Origin of the sequence: Leptolyngbya sp. AS-A5 (genome assembly GCF_039962495.1) — a bacterium.
In the GTDB taxonomy this organism is placed as follows: Bacteria; Cyanobacteriota; Cyanobacteriia; order Leptolyngbyales; family Leptolyngbyaceae; genus Leptolyngbya.
In genome coordinates, this window is record NZ_JAMPLL010000050.1 from 1 (window position 1) to 20,340 (window position 20,340).

Here is a 20,340-nt window from a genome sequence, read left to right on the forward strand (position 1 = left end):
TGGCTAATAATTTCGCCAGGGAATCGATGTCGGGAATACATGGGAAAGAAGTTGAGAGCGAGCGTTGAACCAGTACGATTATTCTACATTCCGGTTAACCTGACAATATCGTTGAAAGCAAGTCAGGCAATAAGCCCAAGCTCAAAGTGTTTAAGAACGATGCCAATGGGTTTGATGAATTGCAGCAATGGCTGAAGCAGCAAGGAGCAGGAACGGTTCACGCCTGCCTCGAAGCGACTAGCACCTATGGGGAAGGCGTGGCAGAATTTCTGCACAGCCAAGGGCACACGGTCAGTATCGTTAATCCTGCTCGAATCAAAGGGTTTGCAATTAGTGAACTCTCGCGCACCAAAACGGATAAAGCTGATGCTCAATTAATCTTGCGATTTTGCATCGCGCTACAGCCAGAACCGTGGCAGCCTCCTGCCCCTGAAGTGAAGCAATTGCAGCTATTACTGCGACGATTGGAAGCATTACAGCAAATGGTTGTGCAAGAACGAAATCGATTAGAAACAGCAACACCAAAGTTACAGAAATCGATTCAAGCGCATATTGACTATTTAGAACAGGATATCGAAGAGATAAAGCAACAGGTCAAAGACCACTTTGATGACCATCCAGGACTGAAACAACAGCGTGATTTGTTGGTGTCGATTCCGGGCATTGGAGAACACACGGCTGCCATTTTGCTCTCTGAGATTGTGCATTGGAGTTTATTTGAATCCTCCCGCCAACTTGCCGCTTATGCAGGCTTGACCCCGAAAGAACGGTCGAGTGGGTCTTCGGTGCGGGGCAGACCTGGGCTGTCGCGAGTCGCGAATGCTCGGTTACGCAAAGCCTTGTATCTGCCAGCGATGTCAGCTAGACGTTTCAATCCGTTGATTGCGGCGTTCTGCGAACGGTTGTTGGCAAAGGGAAAGGCAAAGAAGCAAGTAATTGGGGCAGCAATGCGAAAGCTGCTCCATCTGGCTTACGGTGTCCTCAAATCAGGTTGTCCTTTTGACCCCAATTTTGCAATCTTGGCTTGACAACTAACACAGTATCTTCGTAGCTCTTCAATTTATCGGTGACAATCACTCGTGGCACGAAGCCCTGTTTCTTCAATAGCTTGCGGAAAAAGCGTTCTGCTGCCTTGGTGTCTCGATGGCGTTGCAGCAAGACATCCAGCAAATTTCCTTCTGAATCGACTGCTCGCCACAGATAATATTGCTGTTTCTTAATCATGACCACCATCTCATCGAGATGCGACTTGTCAGTGACGTATGAACGCTTACGCTGCAATTGATTCGCGTATTGCTGCCCGAACTTCTGACACCATTCCCGTATCGTTTCGTAGGTCACTTCAATGCCCCGATACAGCATCAGTTTCTCGATATCCCGGTAGCTCAAGGGAAAGGTGTAATACAACCAGACACAATAACTAATAATTTCAGATGGGAAACGATGACGAGAATACATGGGCGGTAACGATCCGAATCGAAGCAGTACAATTATCCTGCCTCACGGTTAAGCTGACAATACCGAACAAGGAGTCAGTCGTCATTTAGAGCAAGACTAGAGAAAATTGGGTTTTTCCACCCTATCATTTTTGCGACACAACCAATAATGTTGATGGGGAAGTTTGAGGCAAGACAGAGGCTGACAGTCGTTCGTAAACTTTGCGACCACTGCTCTATGGGACCGAGTGGTGTGTTTGACCAGTCCATCAAGCGAATCAGTTTACCCATTTCACCGCTGCTGTTGAGCCAGTCTACGGGTATAGATTTTCCAGTCTCGCTCATCCCATTTCTCCTGCCTGAAACTGAAAATGGACTCCTGGTAATCGGACTCGACAGCTTTCAAGGGTAATTTTACAAGTTTCACTCTCGACGAGAAGCCTGACTCACTAATTGAGCGACCATCTCAATCCATTCACCGGCTGAGTCAATTTGTACAAGTGCCCTCAAATAGCCTGGTAATGAACTAATCAATTTTACAATTTGCCATACTTTAGATAGACGAAAACTACAAATGATATAACCTACGTTTCTTGTAATGTAAATGCCTTGCAATGCTGGTGTTTATCATTATGCATCTGAAATCAACTTCTGCACTGAGTCCGACTGAGTCCGAGTTCTAGTGTACTGATTACTACCGCATTTGATCAAAGCGTGACGAACTAGCCTATTTGTCTCCGTTGTTCTGCTGGTTTACTTCGTCGGTTTACTTCATCCTATCCAGTTGGGACTTTGTATTACTGTTCTAACTGTCATGGATCAATGCTTTGTCGTCACTGTAGAAGATGCGAAGGAAATCTAAAAGATTTCAAATTGCTTATTTGTACAATGCTTCTCACTGCATCAAGGTCAACTATAAATTATTAAAGAAATTTATGAGAGTACTACTGCTCTATCCTCAATTTCCTCAGTCCTTCTGGTCTTACGATCGCTTCATGGAAATGGCTGGATTGAAAGCAGTGATTCCACCGCTAGGAATTATTACAGTTGCATCGTTACTGCCATCCGATTGGGAAATTCGGTTTTTCGATCGCAATGTTAACTGTGAAACCGAAGCTGATTGGGAATGGTGTGATCTCGTGATTCTTTCAGCCATGCTGGTGCAAAAGCCAGACTTTCAAGCATTGATTCGCAAAGCGGTTCGGTTCGGTAAGAAAGTAGCCGTAGGTGGACCCTATCCTACCTCTGTGCCCCAAGATGCCCTCGATGCTGGTGCCCATTTCTTGATCCTAGATGAAGGGGAGATGACGGTTCCTCAATTCCTGGAAGCGATTGATCGTGGCGAAACTCAAGGAATCTTTCGTTCCCTTGAGAAGCCGGATGTCACCCAAAGCCCTGTACCACGCTTTGATTTGCTGCAACGAGATGCCTATTTGATGATGGCAATCCAGTTTTCACGCGGATGTCCCTTCAACTGCGAATTTTGTGACATTATTTCTCTCTATGGTCGCAAACCTCGCACAAAAGAACCTGACCAAGCCTTGGCTGAGTTGCAAACCCTCTATAACCTGGGTTGGCGTGGCTCACTCTTCATTGTGGATGACAACTTTATTGGCAATCAGCGAAACGTCAAACGCTTCCTGCGGGAACTGATTCCCTGGATGCAACAGCACAACTATCCGTTCAGCTTTATTACGGAAGCCTCAGTCAATTTGGCAGAGGATGATGAATTGCTCCAATTGATGAGTGAAGCAGGCTTCTTTGCCGTTTTCCTTGGCATTGAAACTCCTGACCAAGATAGCTTACAAGTCACCCGCAAACTGCAAAACACTCGTAATCCGCTTGTGGAAGCCTGTGACAAAATTAATGAGGCAGGTTTGCTGATCTATGCAGGGTTTATTCTCGGTTTTGATGGAGAACGAGCAGGGGCGGGCGATCGCATTCAAGCATTTGTCGAACAAACCAGCATTCCTCAACCGATGTTAGGCATCCTTCAGGCTTTACCCAATACAGCCCTTTGGGAGCGGCTTAAAAAGGAGCAGCGATTAATTGAAGGCAACAGCCATCCGACAGGTGACCAGAATACTCTAATGAATTTCATTCCAACGCGCCCTATTACAGACGTTGCTAGAGAGTATGTTGAAGGATTTTGGACACTGTATGAGCCTCAGAATTATCTAAGACGCTGTTTACAGCAATGTCTCAAGATCGGTTCCTTGAAAAGCCGAAAGCAAACCATGCAATTTCCGCTGAGTAAGGGGTTGCCACTGGTTGCCCAACTAATCTGGCATCAGGGAATATGCCGACCAGAGATCCGGAGACAATTCTGGTATCAACTCTGGATTATTTTGCTCAAGAAACCGCAGGTTCTCAATATGTATTTGGGATTGTGCGCTGCTGGAGAACATTTTTGGGAGTACCGTGCGTTAGCGAGAGAGAGGATTACTCAACAGCTCGGTTATGATCCGCTTCAGAGATCTGTAGCACCTGATCTAGCGCCAATACTCATATAGTAGCCTAATAGGGTATTGGAGTGTGCTATAGGTTACAGCCAGGCAGGCATTTCTTGATAACAATGGCTACAACGCCAGTACACATTTCCCGATCGTATAGGTCGAAGTAAAACATAGGAACAGCATGGGCAAATATGCCGATTTGTCATACTTCGATCGAGTGCGTTCGATGAGACATGACCTCGCATCAACTGAGGCGTTGATTGTAGAGGGACAGTAATTAAAGCTAGCATCTTAAAGATTTTTCCTAGTGTGGAGAGTAGAGTTGTAGCACTCCCAATTCAGGTTGTGTCGCAAAGATTTTAAAGTAACAAACGAACTGGTCTCGTCCGTATTGTTTTAAGCACTCACTCCGAAGAGTTCGTTGATGAATCTTGCTTAAGATACACTGTCCCCTTGACTAATTTCTTTCACTTGTCCTTTGCGAACCATAGCCATTGCCTCAATTCCGCGCAAGGTTCTTCTCGCCGTGTTAAACGATTGAAAGCCCATCATCGGTTTTACAATTCGTTTGATGTTCCGGTGGTCTTGCTCAATGAGGTTATTCAAATATTTGCGCTGCCGCAATTCGGTCTCGGCTTTCAATGTTTTCTCTTGCTTCAATTCATGCATCGCCACGGGATACGCTGCATTTTTATCCACGGTAATCACTCGGGGAGTCTGAGTATGCTTGGCTTCTAACACTTTGCGAAAAAAGCGGGATGGCAAGGCGGCAGCCCGCTTCGCACTGAGCATGAAGTCCAGCGTGTTGCCTTCCGAATCCACCGCTCGGTACAGGTATCTCCACTCTCCTCGGATTTCGATGTAGGTTTCGCCCACCCTCCACGAGTCGTTCGTGGGCTTCAAGAACCCACGAATCCGCTTGTTTATTTCTGACGCGAATTTCAGCACCCACCGATTGAGGGTCGAATGATCCACGGCGACTCCGCGCTCTTGCATCATCTCCTCCAAATTTCGGTAGCTCAAGGAATAACGAAGTACTAGCGTACATTTAGCAAGATGATCTCAGGCAAAAAGTGCCGCCATTTGAACAAGGAATCGGTCGTCATTTAGAGCAGGGCTAGAGAAAATTGAGCTTTCACACCCTACCATTTTTGCGACACAACCCTTTGACGAGAGGCTTTTCGCTTCTCAGCAATTAGGAGGACGAAACAATTGATTGAGGCTCTACGCTAGTAAATATAGACAGAATTTCAACAGTCGTTCCAGGCTAAGTACTCATGTCATCTGAAGCAATCACAAATCTCTCTAAGCAAGAAACTTCTGAAACTGGTGAATCTCAGCCTGAAGCAGTTGAGCCAGAAATAGATAAAGCCCCTCAAGCTGAGAGAGATGAATCTAGTGACGACGCTCCTAATTCTCCTGAAGAAGCACCTTCGATCGAAGAAGAAAACATCAGTGTTGCCAGAAATGCCAAGGATGTTATCAAAGAAAATATTGTTAGTACAACGGTAGCTCAAGCTTCAAGCATTCCTTCAGCGAATGCTCCTGATCCCAGTGCAGTGAGTGGAGATAATCCCAACGCTCTAAATCTAGATGAATCTAGAATCAGAACGACTAAAGAGAGTATCGAGGGCAAGCCTGGATCTCAAGCAAAACCAGCGAAAGAGAAAACGGCACAGCCAGCACAAGAGAAGAAGTCTAAAGCGCCTGGTGCTGAAACAAAACCATTTGCAGATTTTGTGCAGCAGGACTATGTACCTGCGCTTCAAAACATGCTAGATAACCTAGAGCTTCCAGACGTGAATATCACGTTTCAGGAACAAAAAATGCTGCTTCCGGGCTATACTCACGCCGAGTGTTCACAAGTGATTGGACATTGGAATCGAGGACAAGACCAATTCATTGTTTACTTTTTTGATGACGACGTTCAGGGGCAGCGAGGGTTTTCGCTGGCTAACGCTGGAACGCATTCATCAACGCTTGAGCCATTCTGGATCGATGAACGTAAAGTAAATTTAGATGTTTTGGTAATGGGCGTGGTTCAGAGACTCCATGCTGAAAAGTGGATTGGTCGCAATTAGTCTTCGTGACAAAGTTTTGTGAGCTAGGAATGTAGCGATCGCTTTCTGTGAAATGTAAGTGCTTCTAGATCTTGCGCAATGGAAGAACGTAGTAATCAAGGTTAAATCATGACAGTTCAAGGTGTACTCATCGATATTGACGGCACATTGGTCATCAGTAATGATGCTCACGCTCATGCTTATGTCGAAGCGTTTGCAGAGCAGGGATACGAGATTAAATTTGAAGCAGTTCGTCCGCTGATTGGGATGGGCAGCGATCAGGTGATTCCGCGCATGGTTACAGAACTCGATGGAAAAGAAGGAGTTGGTAAAAAAATTGCCGATCGACGAAAAGAATTGATCATTGAAAAGTTCAGTGCGGATTTAGCGCCTGCTCCTGGTTCACGAGATCTGATTCAACGAATGAAGCAAGATGGCTTCAAATTAGTGGTTGCGAGTTCAGCCACAAGCGAAGAGTTATCGAGCTTACTGAAAGCTGCTGAAGTGGAAGACTTGCTTGGTGAGGAACCGCAGACAACTTCTGATGATGCCGAGGCTTCTAAACCTGAGCCAGATTTGGTACAAGCGGCGCTCAGCAAGGTGCAACTGCAACCAGAGCAAGCCATTATGCTCGGAGATACCCCTTATGATATTCAAGCTGCCTCTGCTGCTGGAGTAAGTGTGATTGCGTTTCGCTGTGGAGACTTTGATGATGCTCAGCTTGTAGATGCGATCGCAATTTACGACAACCCAGCCGATTTACTACAACACTACGAACAGTCACCACTGGGACGGCGCGAAGCAGTTCAATCGAAGTAGAAAAAGTCAAGAACAGATAGCGATTTAGGAGGATATGATGGCGAGTAATCAGATTTTGGCAGTTTGGGACTATGGACAAAGTATTTGGATGGATAATTTGACCCGTGATTTGATTCAGTCGGGTGAACTACGACGCATGATTGAAAAACGGGGTATTCGCGGTATTACGACTAATCCAGCTATCTTTGAGAAAGCAATTTCTGGTAGTAAGCTCTACGATGCTGACATTGAAGCAGGCATTCAAGCTCAAAAGTCAGTTGAGCAGATTTATGAATCGCTAATTTTTGATGATATTCGGAATGCTTGTGATATTTTGCAACCGATTTATGAAGAGTCAGGCGGCTTAGATGGCTATGTCAGCATCGAGGTTCGTCCGACGATCTCAGATGACACGCAAGCGACGATCGAGGATGCTCACCGCTACTATCAGGAAATCGGACGCGCAAACGTCATGATTAAGATTCCTGGAACGCTGAGCGGGTTTGAAGCGATCGAACGAGTGATCCGAGATGGCATCAATGTGAATGTCACGCTTTTATTTAGCCTGAAAAACTATGTTGATGCGGCTGAGGCTTATTTGCGTGGACTAGAAGCGCGTGTGGCGAAGAATCAGGACATTAGCAAGATTGCATCCGTTGCTAGTTTCTTCTTGAGTCGAATTGATAGCAGGGTTGATGAACTCCTTGATGAAAAGCTTAAGACGGTTGGAACAGATGGAGCGCAATTTTCAGCTCAGTTGAGTGCGGTCAAAGGGAAAGTTGCGATCGCAAATGCCAAACTTGCCTATGAGAAGTATCAAGAACTGGTGAACAGTGATCGATGGCAAGCACTCAAAGCAAAAGGCGCAAATGTTCAGCGTCTACTGTGGGCAAGCACAGGAACGAAAGACCCAACCTATAGCGATGTGATGTACGTGGATGCGCTGATCGGTGCAGATACGGTGAATACACTGCCGCCCGCAACAATCGAAGCTTGTGCAGATCATTGTGATGTTGCCGATCGCTTAACTACAGATTTAGATAAAGCACACACGCTGATCGAGAATCTGAAAGATCCAGACATCGATATCAATCTTGACCAAGTGATGGAGGATGTTGCAAAAGATGGGATTGATAAGTTCATCAAGCCGTACCAGGCAATTATGCAGTCCTTGGAAGGGAAAGTAAAACAACTTGCCTCAGTTTAATTGTCACTTCTTCATGCACAAAGGTTTCTTTGTGAATCTCAGGCATTTTCTCATAAACCTGTCTAAAGATGCGTCATCCTCACCAGTGTTCTAACGTTTGGGAGGGCTGATTGTAAAAAGCACTTTGTAGACTGTGAGAACAATCTTATAAATTCGCAATTTATGAAACTCTTTTCCTCAATTCGCCACAGTCTTGCAGGCTTGGTCATTGGTGTTAGCACCTTAGTTTGGGGTCATTCAGCGGTCGCAGCAGACGCAATCGTGTTTCGATATGGTGCGTTCAGTGAAACGTTTTCCGTTCAGGAACTGGCTGAGTTTGCCCAAACAGGTAGGCAGTCTTCGACCATTAGTTACTATCTACGGCGCACGAACCAAAGCCCAGAGGCAGTTAGATCCGCCCTCACCCGAGAAATTCCGGTGCGACTGATTACGCTTGATCGTGTGCTAAACAGTCCGGCAGGAGATTTTGCGCTTGATCGCATTGGTCGCACCATTCAAACACCTGCAAACGCCTCAAATCGTCAAGCCCTTCGAGCCGCGCTAGTCTTGTCTGCCAGTGGCGACAATCGAATTTCACTGATTGAAGTCTTTCAGAAGTATCCGACTCGTCAACTCAATGTGGACGGAAAAGAGTTGATTACGACTTATACTCAAATCTCTGAGCTTGCCCAACGCATTCAGAATTTGCCGGATATTTTTCGGATTAACTAACTGCGATCGCAAAGATAGACATACGCTTGCGATTGTAGAGTTTGGACTATTTCAGAGCTTGTGCAGGTTGTTTAAGAATGGAACGATCGCGTTATTGCGATCGCTTGTGTTTTTTAGATTCTCCTTTGCTTGCAGAAATCGCAGGCGATTGACTTGATGACAGATTCTAGAAACTGCGTTGTTATCAACTTGCAAACTCGTATGCACCGCCACTTTCTAATGCCCGCTGATAAGCTGGACGACTGTGAATGCGGGCAGCTACGCTGTGCCAAAGGCAACGCAAAATTCAATTAACTTCGGGCGGCTTCTGTCTAAACCTGCTCGTGCAACTGCTGCTTCGATCGAAAAACTCATCTGAACGTCAGCGCCTGTAAAATCATCTCCAGCAAACCATAAGCTTTTTCCAAGTTCTGCTTCTAAGTAGTCTAGGTGCTGCATCAGTTGAGGTTCGATGAAGGCTTGCTTAGTCCGACTTGTGATCAAACGGGCGACGGGCTTGATGAAAAACGGCATCGATTGCTGTTCGATGCGATCGAAGATCAGCTTTAACAGTAGTGGTGGCATTGCCGATCCTTCAGCATAATGCAGCCAATAGGCGTAACGCAATCGGTCGGATGTATCCGGTGGAGGAATCAACTGCCCTTCACCATATCGATCGATCAAGTATTCAACAATCGCACCCGATTCTGCCAGAGTTAAGTCCCCGTCAGTCACGACAGGAGATTTTCCTAGAGGATGTACCTGATGCAAAGATGCTGGTGCTAATAAAGTTTCGGGGTCGCGTTGGTAGTACTGAATGTCATACTCTAATCCGAGTTCCTCTAGCAGCCACAATACACGTTGAGAGCGAGAATTATTTAAGTGATGAACAATCAGCATAAAATCGGTTAAAGTGCTACAGCTTGATTAGATTACTTCATTCTTTATGCTTACTCCTCTATCAATGAGAGTGAACTGTCTCTAATTCGACAGACCAGAGCGCCGGAAACTTTTTAGCACAGTCCGCGATCGGGGCTAACTTTCAGATTCATATTGCAAGACCGATCAATGATGCTCAACTCATTGCCTTGATCACGAATCTAACCGAATCGTGAAGAGATGCCTCTAAAGGTCAATAGCAAACGTGAACTCTGTCAATACCATGAAAGGAGTTCATTAAGAAATGTAAATCATGCAAACTAACAAAGCCATCAAATTACCTCCCGTCGCTACAGAATACAATGGTATCGATCGCAATGCTTTTCTGTTCGGCTTTAATCCCCAAGCAGAATTATGGAACGGACGTTTAGCAATGATCGGATTTGCAGCCTATCTATTGTGGGATTTGCCAGGCGTGAGCGTTCTGCGAAGTCTTCTGCACTTGATCAAGTAAGCAACAGACCTCTTTCTCATGACGACAACAATACTAAAAATACTAAATTAGTAGCAAGTTCAGATATCACGCTTTTCTCTATGGGTTCTCACACATCTGATTAAAACTCCTTAAGGTTCTACCATGCTGATAGCGGCTTTACTTCAAGACATTTCACATCTTGGAAGAGCAATTTTCACAATTTGTATTTGGCTCGTTCTTATCGGCTTCTTAATCTCGATGTGGCAAGCTTTGCTGCAAGGTTGGGCAAATCTTCAACGATTACATCAAGTTCCCTGTAGTGACTGTACTTTCTTTACAGGGGAGTACAATTTGAAATGCACACTCTATCCATGCAAAGCTTTGACAGAAGAAGCAATTAACTGTCGAGACTATAAACCTGTAATCCCTGACGAAGAGCCATTACTAGCGAGGCGGTAAAACAAAATTAAGGCTTAATGCGAGTTGTGCGTGAGTCGTCAGAAAATATAGATTTCGAGTTCAGCTCCCGGACATACTTCAAACAAAGGCTTGTCGCCAGTCAAAATAACTTGCTTAAGGTACCAGTTTGAAATGTTGACGATTCGGGCAAGCTTGAGTTAGCGGCAGCGTTGACATAACAGCAAAGAACTCGATCGCTAAAGTGAGCGGGCAACTGACTTAGAATTTGAGTCTTAACCATCAGTTTAGGAATTCGTTAATCAAGCTAATTTTGGCAAACTGCTGTTCAATCTAAATCAACGTATAACTTACGTATAACTTATACAAATTCTGATAAAACATTCAAAAGCTGTAGATGGCATTCTGCAACTTTCTCTAAAACAGAGTTGTACGCAGCATAATTCAGGCTTTGTTACACCAATACTTTAATACGTCTAAGGAAATTTGTGACTGTGCAATCTTCTAGTTCTGCTTTAACAGAACAGCAACCGCTCGTACTGAACTGGACGAATGTCGTCTTTTTCAGCACAGTTCATCTGCTCGCGCTCCTTGCGCCTTGGTTTTTCTCTTGGTCAGCATTCGGAGTTATGCTTACACTTCATTGGCTATTTGGCAGCCTTGGGATCTGTTTGGGTTATCATCGCTTATTGACTCACCGCAGTTTCCAAGTTCCGAAGGCACTAGAGTATACCTTTGGCTTTCTGGGCGCACTTGCAATGCAGGGAGGTCCAATCTTCTGGGTATCTGGACATCGATTACATCACGCCTTTACTGAAGATGTCGAGAAAGATCCTTATTCTGCTCGACGGGGCTTCTGGTGGAGTCACATTCTTTGGATTCTTTATCCACGCGATCAATTCTTTGCGACTGAAACCTATTACCGATACGCACCTGACTTAGCTCGCGATCCGTTTTACCTGTGGCTCGATCGCTATTTCCTACTCTTACAACTACCGATTGGACTGCTGCTTTATGCGATCTGTGGTTGGTCATTCGTCGTCTATGGTGTATTTGTTCGAATTGTATTGCTTTGGCATACAACTTGGCTGATCAACTCAGCCACTCATCTATTTGGCAATCGAACTTTTGACACCGAAGATGGGTCGCGTAATCTCTGGTGGGTAGCCCTGCTTGCATTTGGAGAAGGTTGGCACAATAATCATCATGCTCATCCGAATGTGGCAAAAGCAGGCTGGAAATGGTGGCAGATTGATGTGACTTGGTGGGCAATTCAGACGCTCAAAACGCTAGGAATCGCTCGAAAAGTTGTCATGCCGCCCGTTTGAATGCCAGAGATGGATGGCTATATGTTGCTTAATCAGATTCGCTCCCTGCCCAATGGTGAACAAGTTCCCGTGATCGCGCTAACCGCTTACGCTGGAGAATTAGATCAGCAGCAAGCAATCTCCGCCGGGTTTCAGCGTCATCTAGCTAAACCTGCTGTTCCAGAGAAAGTAATCGCGATCGTTAGTGAATTAGTCGCATCTGCATAAAGCGAGCAACACGAACGCTGGTCATTTCACTCGAAGCGATTAACGGCTTCGGAACGCTTGATCGTTGCGGTCCTCGGGCAAGATAGTGCGAATACGATCGAGCAAAAGATTAAAGTCAACGGGTTTACGAATGAAGTCATCTGCACCGAATTCAAATCCTTCTGCTGAATTGAACTGGTCATACCCTGTAATCAACAAAATTGGAATGAAGGAAATACGATTGTTTTGCCGAATCCGTTGCGTCACTTCAAACCCATTCATTTCCGGCATCATTACATCCAGCAAAATTAAGTCGGGTTGGTGGTACTCAACTTTGTCTAATGCCTCTCGACCGCTGTTTGCCACATCTACCTCGTAGCCTTCTTGCTCTAGAACGACTTGAAGCAGAACAGAGTTATCTTCAATGTCATCGACGACTAGAATGCGATCCGCCACGGAAATTGATGGAGTCGTTAAAGTGTTCACTTTGTAACTCGACTAAGGTTAAATTTCAGTGTGTTCTACAACCCAGCTTAGTTACCTCTTACCTTAGAGATATCCAAAAGAGGACTTATTTTCAATCGTTGCACTTGCATTTCCTAGAGCAGAAATCACTTCAGTTTCGCGGAGTCTGCTTCTACCGAAAGATTACGATTCTAAAGATAAATATTAAGATCCAGGCGCTTGTGGGTAATGAATCTTGAGCACAGGGTTTTTCTGATGGCAAAGCGATCGTTCCAAGCGACAGAAGCGGGAATCAAACAAGCTAAAAGCGCCTTTGATCGCACGGGCTGGACGCAGGAAGGCTTGGCAATGGAAGTGAACCTTAGGACCCGCCAACCCGTTTGGAGATTTTTCACAGGTCGTCCGGTGGAACGTCATATTTTTATCGAATTGTGTTCTGCTTTAGGGCTAGATTGGCAAGACATCGCTGAACATTCTGCGATCGCAAGATCAGAGCCTAAACAGGCAGATGAAACTCCTCCGGAAATGGAGAGCCTAGTCCGTCAGGTGAGAGTACAACGTCAGGACAAAGTGCAAAATCAGTGTGGCACGTTGCAGTTATTGAACGTGAGCCGTCCTATCAAAATTGACGACCTTTACATTGATGTCAACATCTTGGAAGAAATCGTCAGCCAACAATGGCTAGGAATTTCTGACTTGCAAAACTTTACATCAAAAGACTTCGATCGCTTTGGACTCGGCGAGATGTCTCAGACTCAAACGGAGGGAACAAGAGCCGTCGAAACCTACTCGAAGCTTCGGGTATTGGGCAAACCTGGAGCAGGTAAAACTACCTTTTTGCAGCATCTCGCCATTCAGTGCAACCGGGGTCGATTTGCAGCAAATCGGATTCCCATTTTTATCACGCTGCGGGATTTTGCTGACGAGTCTAGAGCGATGGATGAATTCAGTTTAATTCACTACATTCGCGAGGAATTTCTCACCTCTGGCATTTCAGATTCCGACGTGGTCGAAGCCTTGTTGCGATCGGGAAAAATGTTGCTGTTGCTCGATGGGTTAGATGAATGCGGTCAAGACAGTAAGGCAGTCGTGAAGGAGATTCGTAGATTTTCGGAAAACTATCAACAGAATCTATTTGTTGTCACCTGTCGCACCGCAGCGAAATCACTCAGCTTGAATCGCTTCACTGATGTTGAAATTGCTCCGTTTACTCAAGCTCAAATTGCTGCCTTTGGACAGAAGTGGTTTGAGGCATTCACAAAAATCACTCCTCAAGAGGGGCGAGAACAGGCAGGTCAGTTTATTGAGAAACTCAACTTGTCCGAAAATCTACCGTTCCGCCAACTTGCTGCAACTCCCTTGTTTCTACATCTCGCCTGCTGGATGTTTCAGTACCAGCACCAATTCCCGAGCCAGCGATCGGAGTTTTATCGGCAATGTATCGATATTTTGCTGTCCAAATGGGATGAAGCAAAAGGATTTGAGCGGGAGGAACTGTATCAAGGATTCTCATTGCCCCAAAAACTCAAGCTGCTGAGTCAGATTGCTGCGATCACATTCGAGCAGGGTAAGTGCTTTTTTGAACAACACAGCATTAAGGAATACATTAGCGACTATCTTCGTGATTTGCCGACTGCTTCGATGATCCTGGAGGAAAATCGCAGCACGATTGCTTCGCAGTTCCCCGGAGGAGAAATCGAGCTAGAAGAGTTGCAAATCGAGAGCGAAGGAATCCTTAAAGCGATAGAACTCCAACATGGACTACTCACCGAGCGAGTACGAGGGATTTTCTCGTTTTCCGATTTAGCCTTTCAAGAATATTTTACAGCACGAAAAATTGTGGCAAATTACAACCTGCAAGCCACAGAGCAACCCCTCGATCGCTTAGTCAGTCATATTACCGATCCTCGCTGGCGGGAAGTTTTTTTGTTAACGGCGGCGATGCTTCGCAGCGCAGACCCGCTTGTGCTGTTGATGAAGCGGCAGATTGATGCACTTGTGGCTCAAGATCAGGATGTACAAAAATTCTTAGGCTGGGCACACCAAAAATCGCTTGCCGCTCCTCCCTCGCCGACTGCAATTCGCGCCTTTCACCATGCCCTTACACATCAGCCACAACTCGTGCCACTTCTCGCACTTTCTTCGACACTAGATCAAGGAGTTTTTCTCGACATGGCATTAGATAATCTTGTCCGAAAGTGTACGATGAGTGCCAAGCGCAACGCTAAAGGAGCCGACGCTGGCAATGTCACGTATGCTCGTGCCTGTGTTGATGCTCTCGACAATGCTCTAATTCTGGTCATGGATATCAATTTACATCGATCGCTGCAACAGCTTAAAGACCAACTTCCAGACCTAGCAAAGGATCGAAAAGAATTTCAGACATGGTGGAAAACGAGCGCTCTAAGTTGGGCAGAGCAGCTTAGAGCAGCCATCTCTGAGCATCGTAACACTCAGCATCAATGGAACTTTAGTCCTGAGCAGCAGCACCTGTTGCAACAGTACTATACTGCGAATCAATTGCTGATAGATTGTCTGAATACGGGTTGTGCAGTAACAGCCGCAGTTCGGCAGGAAATTGAAGTAACCTTATTGTTACCTCAGAAGGAACTTGAGGACAGAGAATGGCAGTGGAGTTAACTGTTTTAGACCCGTTGAACTTCTGGTCTAATGACTGCATTTTGGGCTTGAGCAGTAGGGATTAACGTCCAGCCTGCTTGCCTCAGCTTTTGGTAGGTACTCCACCCTTTGGAACCACCAGGAATGAGATAATCAGGGACTTTATGTTGAGGACATACCGTGTAGGGCAGCCAAGGTTCAAACGAACGTTCTCTTAAATGCAGAATCAATTGACCCTGATAATTTGAGCTGGATAGCCAGCACATTTGTCCAGACATGGGTAACTCCTTGTTGATTCAATAGTGATTAAAAATTACAGAATTGGTCAAATTTCAGCTTTGCTCAATATCAGAGCAAAGGTACAACGATGGCTTTAACAGCAGCCAACCGAATAGAAAAAAAGCAGCGATCGAGATTTGCAGAAAGTCTACAGGCGAGATGGAATGGTCAGCAAAGGCAGCTACAACTCGCTCGATTGTTCCGAATACCCAGAGAGGAGTCCAGAGAATCCAGATGCCGTACTTCAAGGAGAGCAAAAATGAGAAGTTCGACAACTGTTTAGAATTCATGGTTGTAATGAGATTTTTCAAAAAAGCAGTTCATCTGCATTTCCAGCAGCATTGAATGGGTTAAAGCCCTGCAATCACAACAAAATCGGTAAGCCTGCGATCGTTCCTGCAACACATACCCAAGATGCAGAAACCTCCAATGTCAGCTTCATCCAGTGCTGTTCCCATTCGCTCTAGTGATATCAAGAGCGAGACAAGCACCATCAGGCAAAATAAAGCATATTGCGGAATAGACATTCAAGAGACCTCCAGTTTGTTGTATAAAGCGCAAACCAAAGCATCTTGAAGATTATGCTGCTCGCAAATCTGACTCAGCCAGAACCACCATTGTTTCTGCACCGATTCTGCCAAACTCAGGCTCTACTCCTAGCGCCATCTCAATGTAATAAGTCCAGGTTTCAGCTTCAGGTTTGTAGTTTCGTACAATTCCTTCTCCGCCCACAAAGCTGACTCTTTGAGCATTACGAAAACTTGGCACTCCCATCAAAGTTGCAGCCATAAGTGAGACACTCCTAATTCGGTGTTGATGCTTTCTGTTTTACTCAAAGCAACCCAACCTGTTTTGTATCTTTTTGAGGAAAGCAACCTGTTAGAGTCTGCAACTTTTGAGCGTTTTTAATCAAAGTGATACAACTTAAACACAATTGAAACTTCTATTGAAACGCGATCGCAAATCGATGCAAATTGATTCATCAACGATTTGTGCCTCAACTCACACCTGCACGATCAGATTAAGCGGGTTGTCCTTCCTCATCTTCGGCAATAGTTCGTTTTGTCGCAAAACCATTCAGAACAATTCCCCGAATCAGGGATACTTCCTCATCCAAGCGATCCGCATGATCGTTGTATTGTGCGGCTGAGTCTAGATGGTTGTGAGTTTCCATCCGTTCTGCCATTTGACGCGAAAACGTGACTTTTTCTTCCATTGCTCGAATCGCCGACCAAAGGGCATTTTCCAGGTTTTGGGTTTGCTCTGCTAGCAGGACATTCGCTGTAAATGAATGTCCCGTATGACAGCGAAACCGCAGCGGCTCATTGTTGCCAATCTGCCAAATACTCCCGCTACATTCGGGACAGGTGTAGGTCGTTCGAGTTCCGATCGCTTCAACATTCTGCAAAAATTCCTGGGTATTCATTCTTTGTTCAGCAATATTCGATTCGACTTCGATTTCTTGAGTCACGGGGTAAGCTTCCTCTGATTCTGTGGGTTCTTTTGATAAACGCACTAAAAGGTCTGGAATTTCAGCCAGGGGCAGGCAGTGATCGACCTTGACAAACTGCAATGCACTCTTTGCCATGCTGGGATATTCTGCTTCTTTGGGGTCTTGCACGATTGCTACGCCGCCCCGTTTCTTGATTGCCTGCAACCCGACTGTGCCATCGTCAAGATAGCCTGTCAGAACGACTCCTACCACCCTTGGACCATAAGCGCGAGCAGCAGAACGAAAGAGGCTATCGATCGCGGGTCTAAATCGGTTTTCTTGCGGTCCACGGATGACTCGCACATAGCCCTGATTCAGCAGCAAATGATAATCAGGCGGAGCAACATAAACGCGCCCAGGTTGAATTTCTTCACCATCACCGGGGTGAACCGCAGGCAGAGAACCAACGTCTGAAAGAATTTTAGGAAGAATACTAGGCTTATTGGGTTCGAGGTGTTGAACAATCAGTAAAACAGCATCTAACGCAGCAGGCAGAGCGCCAACGATCGCGCCTAGCGCTTTGAGTCCACCAGCTGAAGTTCCAATCACAATAATGTCGTGTCCAGGCATAAGTTTCTTTTTATTCTTGTGAAAACAGTTCAATCACATCTGCATCTTTAGAATGTTTTAGTAGAATTCAAACAATAACTATACAAATTAGACAAGTACTAAAACATACTTTCCAGTAGCAGAATGCGATACTAAATTTTAGTCTACAATCACGGCTAAACAGTGTAATGAAGTACTTGTACTGTAGTTCTGCCAGTACAACTTTCGCTGTGGTTCGATCTTTAAAAAAATGGAAATGCTATCAATCAATTTAAGACAATTGAGAACCGAAACAATTACAGGTCATGAGCAACAGACTCTCCCGCGCTCGAATGCGCCAGCTTCCAGCCAGTGTGTTTGTCCTTACTGTTCAAGGATTTTACTTCGTCATGTGCGATCGGGACAACTTTACTGGCGCTGTAGCTACTGTCGTGAGGAAATGCTGGTTTGAAGCTTGGCTTCAAGCTGACGAATTTCTGTAGAGGCTGATACCTCATTTTGATTTTTAGTTGCTACAGCTCGAAACTCTACAATCACTGATTCTTGTTGATGGAGTGCTGTGTTGCATCTGAATTGTTGTATCCATGAGATTTTTCTATGAGACAACTAAGCTCTTCCCTCGATCGACATGAGACCGATTTAGTACTTTGCTACTACATGAACCCTACTTCTCGAATCCAGATTGCTCGAATTCAGAACATTGAGAACTGGTATTTCGAGCGTGTGATTTTTCCTGGAGAAAGGCTCTTGTTCAAAGCACCTCTAGAAGCTCAGTTAGAGATTTCTACGAGCGAAACGGTTAGCGCAGTTCTGTCTGACAAAATTTTGTGTCAGCGATTGCAAGTTAAAAAAACGCTGCGACCAGTCGAAGCAGAATTCTAAACTCAATGCCCCCAACTCCAACTTCTGATACTTGAGAATTGATTCAACAATTTTGTAGCCTAAAGAACTCATTGAAGACTTTAAGTCAGAAGGATTGATAACACGCATGGCGCTTAAAGAAAAACCGACTCCGCCTCGTTCTCGCTTAATTGCAAACATTTTGTTAGCCGTATCGGGAGCATTTCTGCTCATCAATCTGTTTTTACCCAACTTGTTAGGTGCTCAAGTCCCGGCTGTGCCGTATAGCTTGTTCATTCACCAAGTCCAGGAAGGAGAGGTCAGCCAAGTCTCAGTCGGTCAAAATCAAATTCGGTATCAACTAAAAACAGAAGATGGCACTCCAGGGCAAGTGTTTTCTACAACTCCGATTTTTGACTTAGAGTTACCTAAACTTTTAGAACAAAAAGGGGTCGAGTTTGCGGCGACACCACCCGCGAGAAATGGTTGGTTTACTAGTCTACTCGGTTGGGTGATTCCGCCACTGATTTTTGTAGCAATTTGGCAGTTCTTTCTAGCGCGGGGTGCTAATAATCCCCAGGGAGCACTGTCGATCGGAAAAAGCAAAGCGAAGGTTTACGTTGAAGGTGAATCAGAAAAGATTACGTTTACCGATGTTGCAGGAGTCGAAGAAGCAAAAACCGAGTTAGTTGAAATCGTCGATTTTCTCAAGACTCCCGCACGATATACAGCAATTGGTGCAAAGATTCCGAAAGGTGTCTTATTAGTAGGTCCTCCGGGAACTGGAAAGACACTGCTGGCGAAAGCGGTAGCAGGTGAAGCAGGGGTTCCATTCTTCAGTATTTCAGGATCTGAATTTGTCGAACTGTTTGTTGGGGTCGGTTCTTCGCGGGTTCGAGACTTGTTTGATCAAGCGAAAAAGCAGGCTCCGTGTATTGTGTTTATTGATGAACTCGATGCGATCGGTAGATCTCGCAGCAGTGGCGGATTTTATGGCGGGAATGATGAACGCGAACAAACGCTGAATCAATTGCTGACCGAAATGGATGGATTTGCGGCGACCGATGCCACAGTGATTGTGTTAGCAGCAACCAACCGCCCCGAAGTTTTGGATCAAGCGCTGTTACGTCCGGGTCGGTTCGATCGGCAAGTGTTAGTTGATCGTCCAGATCTTTCGGGTCGCGATGCGATTCTGAGAATTCACGCTCAGAAAGTGAAGCTTGGTCCGGATGTAGACTTAAAAGCGATTGCAACTCGTACTCCGGGATTTGCGGGAGCTGATCTTGCGAATTTGGTCAATGAAGCTGCACTGTTAGCGGCGCGAAATCAGCGTCAGACTGTCGCTCAAGAAGACTTTGCAGAAGCGATCGAGCGTGTTGTTGCTGGACTTGAGAAAAAGAGTCGGGTGCTCAACGAAACCGAGAAGAAGATTGTGGCATATCACGAAGTGGGTCATGCCTTAGTTGGAGCTTTAACGGGTGGAAGTGGTCAAGTTGAGAAAATTTCGATCGTGCCGCGCGGAATGGCAGCACTCGGCTATACCTTACAGCTTCCGACAGAAGATCGCTTTTTGATGAACGAAGCTGAACTGCGAGGTCAAATTGCTACGCTATTAGGAGGACGATCGGCGGAAGAAGTCATTTTTGGCAGCATTACGACGGGTGCTTCTAACGATCTGCAACGGGCAACCGATTTAGCGGAGCGGATGGTTACGACCTACGGCATGAGTAAAGTACTGGGTCCATTGGCGTATCAGCAAGGGCAGCAGGCGATGTTCTTAGATAATGCGCCCAATCCTCGACGGATGGTGAGCGACGATACGGCAAAGGCGATCGATATCGAAGTTAAAGAGATTGTGGAAACCGCGCACGAACACGCCCTCGCAATTCTGCGTCAGAATCAAGATTTGCTGGAAACGATTGCGACTCAACTGCTGGAAACCGAAGTGATTGAGGGCGATAAATTACGCGGTTTATTAGGCAAGGTGCAGTCTCCAAACCAAACAACTGCACCACAAGAAGTCGCTGTTTGAATTCCATCGCTTCTACTTTAACCTGAGTTCGGGATAAGGAATGGGACAAGAAAGGGGCAAACTCGATAGGCTGAAATTGCTAAAAATCCCGCCCAATTTGCCCTCATGTCTAGTCTAGAAGAACTCTTTTGC

The 20,340-nt window shown here is 45.6% G+C and carries 18 protein-coding genes and 3 pseudogenes; 12 read left to right on the plus strand and 9 right to left on the minus strand.

The genetic code is table 11. The features are described 5' to 3' along the window. Window positions 1-107 precede the first annotated feature (107 nt). Window positions 108-1,028 carry a transposase gene (locus NC980_RS24610; protein ID WP_190377099.1) on the plus strand — a complete coding sequence of 307 codons (921 nt, stop codon included), beginning with the start codon at window positions 108-110 and terminating at the stop codon, window positions 1,026-1,028. Window positions 1,029-1,044: 16 nt separating this feature from the next. On the opposite strand, the pseudogene NC980_RS24615 reads toward NC980_RS24610, so the two are convergent. Further along, a pseudogene (locus NC980_RS24615) lies at window positions 1,045-1,458 on the minus strand (IS6 family transposase); the annotation flags it as partial. A 74-nt stretch (window positions 1,459-1,532) separates the two neighbouring features. Further along, on the minus strand, window positions 1,533-1,781 hold the full coding sequence (locus tag NC980_RS24620) for a hypothetical protein (RefSeq protein ID WP_190377082.1): 249 nt from the start codon (window positions 1,779-1,781) through the stop codon (window positions 1,533-1,535). Window positions 1,782-2,371: 590 nt separating this feature from the next. Here NC980_RS24620 and NC980_RS24625 point away from each other — a divergent pair. Further along, window positions 2,372-3,949, plus strand: coding sequence for a B12-binding domain-containing radical SAM protein (locus NC980_RS24625; protein WP_190377083.1), 1,578 nt, complete (start codon window positions 2,372-2,374; stop codon window positions 3,947-3,949). Between the two features lie 378 nt (window positions 3,950-4,327). Here the strand turns inward: NC980_RS24625 and NC980_RS24630 are convergent. Beyond that, window positions 4,328-4,998 (minus strand): annotated as a pseudogene (locus NC980_RS24630) (IS6 family transposase). 171 nt (window positions 4,999-5,169) lie between these two features. On the opposite strand from NC980_RS24630, the gene NC980_RS24635 reads away from it, so the two are divergent. The 4 genes from NC980_RS24635 (at window position 5,170) to NC980_RS24650 (ending at window position 8,668) form a co-directional block, all read left to right on the plus strand. Continuing rightward, window positions 5,170-5,973 (plus strand): DUF2996 domain-containing protein, encoded by an 804-nt coding sequence (locus NC980_RS24635; protein WP_190377084.1) that lies wholly within the window; start codon window positions 5,170-5,172, stop codon window positions 5,971-5,973. Between the two features lie 108 nt (window positions 5,974-6,081). Continuing rightward, complete coding sequence (locus NC980_RS24640; protein ID WP_190377085.1) at window positions 6,082-6,771, plus strand: HAD family hydrolase; 690 nt, start codon at window positions 6,082-6,084, stop codon at window positions 6,769-6,771. A 37-nt stretch (window positions 6,772-6,808) separates the two neighbouring features. Then, window positions 6,809-7,957: a transaldolase gene (gene tal, locus NC980_RS24645; protein WP_190377100.1), complete on the plus strand. Its 1,149-nt coding sequence runs from the start codon at window positions 6,809-6,811 to the stop codon at window positions 7,955-7,957. A gap of 162 nt (window positions 7,958-8,119) precedes the next feature. Continuing rightward, window positions 8,120-8,668, plus strand: coding sequence for an alpha/beta hydrolase (locus tag NC980_RS24650; RefSeq protein ID WP_190377086.1), 549 nt, complete (start codon window positions 8,120-8,122; stop codon window positions 8,666-8,668). 184 nt (window positions 8,669-8,852) lie between these two features. On the opposite strand, the pseudogene NC980_RS24655 reads toward NC980_RS24650, so the two are convergent. Continuing rightward, window positions 8,853-9,547: pseudogene (locus NC980_RS24655) on the minus strand (glutathione S-transferase). A 292-nt stretch (window positions 9,548-9,839) separates the two neighbouring features. Between NC980_RS24655 and NC980_RS24660 the strand changes: the two are divergent. The 3 genes from NC980_RS24660 (at window position 9,840) to NC980_RS24670 (ending at window position 11,953) form a co-directional block, all read left to right on the plus strand. Beyond that, the gene (locus NC980_RS24660; protein WP_190377087.1) at window positions 9,840-10,040 is read left to right on the plus strand and encodes a chlorophyll a/b-binding protein; all 201 of its coding nucleotides are present in this window, start codon (window positions 9,840-9,842) and stop codon (window positions 10,038-10,040) included. A gap of 866 nt (window positions 10,041-10,906) precedes the next feature. Further along, a complete protein-coding gene (locus tag NC980_RS24665; RefSeq protein WP_190377088.1) occupies window positions 10,907-11,746 on the plus strand; it encodes a fatty acid desaturase in 840 nt (279 codons plus the stop codon). Then, entirely contained in the window at window positions 11,747-11,953 is a 207-nt protein-coding gene (locus tag NC980_RS24670) for a response regulator (protein ID WP_190377089.1), read from the plus strand. Window positions 11,954-11,992: 39 nt separating this feature from the next. Here the strand turns inward: NC980_RS24670 and NC980_RS24675 are convergent, their stop codons facing one another. Continuing rightward, entirely contained in the window at window positions 11,993-12,418 is a 426-nt protein-coding gene (locus tag NC980_RS24675; RefSeq protein ID WP_190377090.1) for a response regulator, read from the minus strand. A gap of 234 nt (window positions 12,419-12,652) precedes the next feature. Here NC980_RS24675 and NC980_RS24680 point away from each other — a divergent pair, with 234 nt between their 5' ends. After that, window positions 12,653-15,037 carry an NACHT domain-containing NTPase gene (locus NC980_RS24680; protein ID WP_190377091.1) on the plus strand — a complete coding sequence of 795 codons (2,385 nt, stop codon included), beginning with the start codon at window positions 12,653-12,655 and terminating at the stop codon, window positions 15,035-15,037. Between the two features lie 5 nt (window positions 15,038-15,042). Here NC980_RS24680 and NC980_RS24685 read toward each other — a convergent pair whose 3' ends face one another. The 4 genes from NC980_RS24685 to NC980_RS24700 all read right to left on the minus strand — a co-directional run bounded on the left by NC980_RS24685 (window position 15,043) and on the right by NC980_RS24700 (window position 17,357). Then, entirely contained in the window at window positions 15,043-15,294 is a 252-nt protein-coding gene (locus NC980_RS24685; protein ID WP_190377092.1) for a hypothetical protein, read from the minus strand. A 54-nt stretch (window positions 15,295-15,348) separates the two neighbouring features. Next, the gene (locus tag NC980_RS24690; protein WP_190377093.1) at window positions 15,349-15,585 is read right to left on the minus strand and encodes a hypothetical protein; all 237 of its coding nucleotides are present in this window, start codon (window positions 15,583-15,585) and stop codon (window positions 15,349-15,351) included. Between the two features lie 289 nt (window positions 15,586-15,874). Further along, window positions 15,875-16,084, minus strand: coding sequence for a hypothetical protein (locus tag NC980_RS24695; RefSeq protein ID WP_190377094.1), 210 nt, complete (start codon window positions 16,082-16,084; stop codon window positions 15,875-15,877). Window positions 16,085-16,316: 232 nt separating this feature from the next. Next, a complete protein-coding gene (locus tag NC980_RS24700) occupies window positions 16,317-17,357 on the minus strand; it encodes a chemotaxis protein CheB (RefSeq protein ID WP_190377095.1) in 1,041 nt (346 codons plus the stop codon). A gap of 576 nt (window positions 17,358-17,933) precedes the next feature. Between NC980_RS24700 and NC980_RS24705 the strand changes: the two genes are divergently transcribed. Continuing rightward, window positions 17,934-18,218 (plus strand): DUF1830 domain-containing protein, encoded by a 285-nt coding sequence (locus NC980_RS24705; protein ID WP_190377097.1) that lies wholly within the window; start codon window positions 17,934-17,936, stop codon window positions 18,216-18,218. A gap of 106 nt (window positions 18,219-18,324) precedes the next feature. Beyond that, window positions 18,325-20,208 carry an ATP-dependent zinc metalloprotease FtsH4 gene (gene ftsH4, locus NC980_RS24710; protein ID WP_190377098.1) on the plus strand — a complete coding sequence of 628 codons (1,884 nt, stop codon included), beginning with the start codon at window positions 18,325-18,327 and terminating at the stop codon, window positions 20,206-20,208. The last annotated feature ends 132 nt before the right edge of the window (window positions 20,209-20,340 follow it).